At 66.1% G+C, this 4,966-nt stretch carries 5 protein-coding genes and 1 riboswitch; all 5 genes read left to right on the plus strand.

The genetic code is table 11. From position 1 onward, the window contains the following. Positions 1–71 precede the first annotated feature (71 nt). The 5 genes from ACCC94_RS27705 (at position 72) to ACCC94_RS27725 (ending at position 4,854) form a co-directional block, all read left to right on the plus strand. Positions 72–842, plus strand: a complete 771-nt coding sequence (locus ACCC94_RS27705) for a DUF3658 domain-containing protein (protein WP_413352798.1) — start codon at positions 72–74, stop codon at positions 840–842. 53 nt (positions 843–895) lie between these two features. Further along, complete coding sequence (locus tag ACCC94_RS27710) at positions 896–1,897, plus strand: methyltransferase (protein ID WP_413352799.1); 1,002 nt, start codon at positions 896–898, stop codon at positions 1,895–1,897. 119 nt (positions 1,898–2,016) lie between these two features. Further along, positions 2,017–3,474 carry an amino acid permease gene (locus ACCC94_RS27715; protein WP_413352801.1) on the plus strand — a complete coding sequence of 486 codons (1,458 nt, stop codon included), beginning with the start codon at positions 2,017–2,019 and terminating at the stop codon, positions 3,472–3,474. Positions 3,475–3,518: 44 nt separating this feature from the next. After that, positions 3,519–3,722, plus strand: a riboswitch (yybP-ykoY riboswitch). A gap of 6 nt (positions 3,723–3,728) precedes the next feature. Next, the gene (locus ACCC94_RS27720; protein ID WP_413352800.1) at positions 3,729–4,310 is read left to right on the plus strand and encodes a TMEM165/GDT1 family protein; all 582 of its coding nucleotides are present in this window, start codon (positions 3,729–3,731) and stop codon (positions 4,308–4,310) included. Positions 4,311–4,410: 100 nt separating this feature from the next. Then, on the plus strand, positions 4,411–4,854 hold the full coding sequence (locus tag ACCC94_RS27725) for a ketosteroid isomerase-related protein (RefSeq protein WP_413352802.1): 444 nt from the start codon (positions 4,411–4,413) through the stop codon (positions 4,852–4,854). Positions 4,855–4,966: the final 112 nt, after the last annotated feature.

Genomic DNA, 4,966 nt, shown 5'->3' on the forward strand with positions numbered 1-4,966 from the left:
CCCCCGCTGATTTTTTTTATTGATACGGCGACCACCGTCTTCTACACGTCTCTATTGGTCGGGTGCGTCAGATGTGTATTAGTGTCAGTCTGGTCTGCGGCGACGGCGCCGCCGATGCCCTGCGCCGGGCGGTCGAAGCGGGCGTGCTGACCGAGAAGAAAATCCGCGTGATGCCCGACGATCTGGCGGTCGGCCCGCTGGATGACGTGGATAACCCGCCCTGCCAGCAGCGCGCTGCGTTCTGGCATGAGCTGGGCGGCGACGTGCTGCGCGAGCGGGAAATCGCCATCGAGATGGCCACCGAAGTGAACTGGCTGCGCAGCCCGGACGTCGCCACAGTCACCCTCTGGCATGGCGACAGCGCCAGCGAGCAGTTGCTGCTACGCCGCGTCTGCGCGCTGCTCCCGGCCAGCGTCAGCCTGCGCAGTGTCGGCGCTGGCAGCGGCCAGTGCCGCAGCGAAGACCGCCACGCCATCGCCATGCTCAAGCCCGTCGAACTGGCCAACGCCCTGGCCGCCAGCCACGAACTGGACGCCACCGAGCGCCAAAGCCTGGCGGCGGACTGGCAGCGCGCCCTGGTGGAAAACGCCGAGCTGCGCCTGTGGCTGGATGGCCAGCTGAGCGGCACCGGCTATGCCCACATCGACCGTATCCTGCTGGACAGCGCCAGCGAGACCTGGCGCCCGGTGCAATCGCTGATCGGCCCGACCATGGCCTACGTCGACGGCCTGTTCGTCAGCGACCTGCTGGCGGCCTGGCGCCTGCGCGAACAAGTCGCGGCCGGTGCGCTGGAACTGCGTGGCGAAGACTTCTGGACCAACGCCGAGGTACGGCTCGCCTAGGCTCGGCCGCGGCAGCCCTGCTAAACTCGCGCCCTTTTTCGCCAGGAGGCCGCATGTCCAACGCCCCTACCAGTGAAGTGCTGCTGCGCCAGATCGAGCGCTTCCAGGGCCGCGTCCTGCTCGCCGGCCTGCCCGCCGACGCCCTGCTCGGCGACCTGCCACAAGCCCAGGGCTGGAGCTGGCATGCTGGCGATGCCCGCCAGTTGGAAGGTCGTTATCCCGGCAACTGCCACTTCGGCGCCACGCCGCCGGCGGGTCGGTTCGACGCCGCCGTCCTGTTCCTGCCCAAGTCCCGCGAACTGACCGACTACCTGCTCGCCGCGCTGGCCAGCTGCGTGCCGGACGGCGAGCTTTATCTGGTCGGCGAGAAGCGCGCCGGCGTCGAACGCGCCAGCAAGCAGCTCGGCGAGTTCGGCCGCGCCAGCAAGCTGGACAGCGCCCGCCACTGCCAGCTGTGGCACACGCACATCGACGGTGCACCGGCAGCGCCTGACCTGCATGCCCTCGCGCAACGCTACGAGCTGCCGTTGGCCGACGGCCCGCTGCAAGTCATCACCCTGCCCGGCGTGTTCAGCCATGGCCGCCTGGACCGCGGCAGCGCGCTGCTGCTGGAGCACCTGGACAAACTGCCCACCGGCCACGTACTGGACTTCGGCTGCGGCGCCGGGGTGCTCGGCGCCACGCTCAAGCGACGTTATCCACAGAGCCGCCTGACGCTGCTGGACGTCGACGCGTTCGCCATCCAGAGCAGCCGCCTGACCCTGGCCGCCAACGGCCTGGAGGGCGAAGTGATAGCCGGCGACGGTATCGATGCCGCGCCGGAAGGCCTCTCCGCCATCGTCAGCAACCCGCCCTTCCACCAGGGCGTGCACACCAGCTACGCCGCCACCGAACAGTTGCTGCGCCAGTCGGCCCGCCATTTGACGAGCGGCGGCGAACTGCGCCTGGTGGCCAACAGCTTCCTGAAATACCCGCCGCTGATCGAACAGCACCTGGGCCCCTGCCGCACCCTGGCCGAGGCCGACGGCTTCCGTATCTACAGCGCCCGGCGCTGATCCAAGGCTCGCACTACACTCCACGCAGCCCGACGGATCGGCGCATCGCCGCTCGCCCTGAAATATCGAGGACACCCGTGAATCGCAGAATCAAAGATGACGTCGAACTGACTTTCGCCATGGGGCCGAAGGAGAAACCGCATCATCTGAAGCGCTCCCTCAAGCCGCGTCACCTGAACATGATCGCCATCGGCGGCTCCATCGGCACCGGCCTGTTCGTCGCCTCCGGCAGCACCATCGCCACCGCCGGCCCCGGCGGCGCGCTGCTCGCCTACGCGCTGATCGGCCTGATGGTGTTCTTCCTCATGACCAGCCTCGGCGAGCTGGCGGCGTACATTCCCGATTCCGGCTCGTTCTGTACCTATGGCAGCCGTTTCATCGACGATGGCTTCGGTTTCGCCATGGGCTGGAACTACTGGTACAACTGGGCGGTGACCATCGCCGCGGAGCTGGTGGCGGCGCAGCTGGTGATGAAGTTCTGGTTCCCGGAAGTCTCGGGCATGGTCTGGAGCGCCGGCTTCCTCGGCATCATGTTCATGCTCAACTTCTTCTCGGTGAAGGGCTTTGGCGAGAGCGAATTCTGGTTCGCGCTGATCAAGGTAGTGGCCGTGGTGATCTTCATCGGCATTGGCCTGGCCAGCATCATCGGCATCATGCATGGCATCGACAGCCCGGGCTTCAGCAACTTCACCACCGGCGATGCGCCCTTCGTCGGCGGCCTGCAGGCGATGATCGGGGTGGCGATGATCGCCGGTTTCTCCTTCCAGGGCACCGAGCTGATCGGCGTTGCGGCGGGCGAATCGGAGAACCCGCAGAAATCCATTCCCATCGCCATTCGCCAGGTGTTCTGGCGAATCCTGATGTTCTACATCCTGTCGATCTTCGTGATCGGCATGCTGATCCCCTACACCGATCCGAACCTGCTCAAGACCGACAGCACCGACATCAGCACCTCGCCCTTCACCCTGCTGTTCGAGCGCGCGGGCCTCGCCGCCGCAGCCGGCGTGATGAACGCGGTGATCCTCTCGGCGATCCTCTCGGCCGGCAACTCGGGCATGTACGCCTCGACCCGGATGCTCTACACCATGGCCACCCAGGGCAAGGCGCCGCGCCTGTTCACCCAGGTGTCGGAGAGCGGCGTGCCGCGCTACGCCCTCTACGCCACCACACTGATCGGCGCGCTGTGCTTCCTCACCAGCTTCATCGGCGACAAGACCGTCTACACCTGGCTGCTCAACGCCTCGGGCATGTGCGGCTTCATCGTCTGGCTGGGCATCGCCGTGTCGCACTACCGCTTCCGCAAGGGCTTCGTGCTGCAGGGCGGCAACCTCAACGACCTGCCCTACCGCGCCAAGTGGTTCCCGTTCGGCCCGCTGTTCGCCTTCACCCTCTGCCTGGTCATCACCCTGGGGCAGAACTACCAGGCCTTCGTCGGCGAGCACGTGGACTGGGCCGGTCTGGTCGCCACCTACATCACCATCCCACTGTTCCTCGCGATCTGGCTGGGCTACCGCTTCAAGAACGGCACCCGCTTCATCCGCTACGAGGACATGGACATCCGCCCCGCCCGCGACTGATCCGCCGCGCAGGCTTGCCCAAGTCCTGCGACTTGGGCAGAATGCGCCCCGTCCTAGGGGAGTAGTCTCCCGCGAGCGCCCAGCTCGCCCGGTACGCGTCAACACACTTGGTCCGCAGACCATGGCGCGTACGATCCAGGCCTGCAGCGTTCAGGCCGGGGTTTGACAAGACCTATGACACGAGCAACCTGACCCGGGGCGGGCAGGTGGCGCGTGTCATGGTGATTAGTCGACCCGCCCCTTTAGGAAGCCTGATGGAATCCCTCTTCGTCCCCACCCTGATCGTTGCCCTCGCGGAAATCGGCGACAAGACGCAACTGCTCGCACTCGTCCTCGCCGCGCGTTTCCGCAAGCCCTGGCCGATCATCGCCGGAATCATCGCCGCCACCCTGGCCAACCACTTCGCCGCCGGCGCCGTTGGCAGCTGGGTCGCCTCGTTCTTCTCGGAAAGCACGCTGAGCTGGGTACTGGCCGTGTGCTTCCTGGCCGTCGCCGGCTGGACCCTGATTCCGGACAAACTGGATGACGACGAAGAAGGCTCGCTGAAGAAATTCGGTCCCTTCCTCACCACCCTGATCGCCTTCTTCCTCGCCGAGATGGGCGACAAGACCCAGGTCGCCACCGTGATGCTGGCCGCGCAGTACCCGCACTTCTGGCTGGTGGTGATCGGCACCACGCTGGGCATGCTGATCGCCAACGTGCCGGTGGTGCTGGCGGGCAACTTCGCCGCCGAACGCCTGCCGCTGAACCTGATCCGCCGCCTGGCCGCTGCCGCCTTCGCCGTCCTCGGCCTCGCCGCCGTGTACCACGCGCTGAAGCTCTCCGGAGCGTTCTGACCGGCAGCTTTTCGTCGGGAGGCTGGCGCGCCGGCCAATGCCTGTGTATCGCGCGCGATACACAGTGGCGCTCGTGCCTCCCATGACCAAGGACGTCGCCATGCCGGAAAAGGACCTCAAGAAGATTGCCCGCCACCACATCGACCTGGCCTGGAACAAGGGACACCTGGCGCTGGTGGAGCAGTTGCACAGTCCGGACTTCATCTACAAGAGCGCCTTTACCGCCCAGCCGCTGGACAACGCCGGCTACCGGGCACTGGTGGAGGAGATCCGCAGTGGCATGGAGGACCTGGAAGTAGCGGTGGAGGAATGCATCCGCGAGGGCAACAAGGTCTTCACCTGGAGCACCCTGATGGGCAGCATCGCCCGCCCGGTGCTGGGTTACCCGGTCAGCGACCGTATCGTCAGCATCTCGGCCATGGGCTTCTGGATCTTCAACAGCCAGGACCAGCTGCAGGAACTGTGCACGCTGTTCGACATGGAGAGCTTCCGCGCACAGATGGGCCTGCCCAACCGGCCCTTCGCCGAGAAGGCGCTGCCCTGACAAACGGAAAAGCCCGGCCATGCGCCGGGCTTTTTGCTTTTTTGTAGGAGCGAGCTTGCTCGCGAACCGGAGCCGCTCAATGCTGGGCGGTTCGCGAGCAAGCTCGCTCCTA

Origin of the sequence: Pseudomonas sp. Pseusp97 (assembly GCF_047304025.1) — a bacterium.
Lineage (GTDB): Bacteria > Pseudomonadota > Gammaproteobacteria > Pseudomonadales > Pseudomonadaceae > Pseudomonas.

Excerpts from the sequence above, each read along its gene's own strand:
- ACCC94_RS27705 (WP_413352798.1), top strand. The coding sequence starts at position 72 with ATGTGTATTAGTGTCAGTCTGGTCTGCGGCGACGGCGCCGCCGATGCC.
- ACCC94_RS27710 (WP_413352799.1), top strand. The coding sequence starts at position 896 with ATGTCCAACGCCCCTACCAGTGAAGTGCTGCTGCGCCAGATCGAGCGC.
- ACCC94_RS27715 (WP_413352801.1), top strand. The coding sequence starts at position 2,017 with ATGGGGCCGAAGGAGAAACCGCATCATCTGAAGCGCTCCCTCAAGCCG.
- ACCC94_RS27720 (WP_413352800.1), top strand. The coding sequence starts at position 3,729 with ATGGAATCCCTCTTCGTCCCCACCCTGATCGTTGCCCTCGCGGAAATC.
- ACCC94_RS27725 (WP_413352802.1), top strand. The coding sequence starts at position 4,411 with ATGCCGGAAAAGGACCTCAAGAAGATTGCCCGCCACCACATCGACCTG.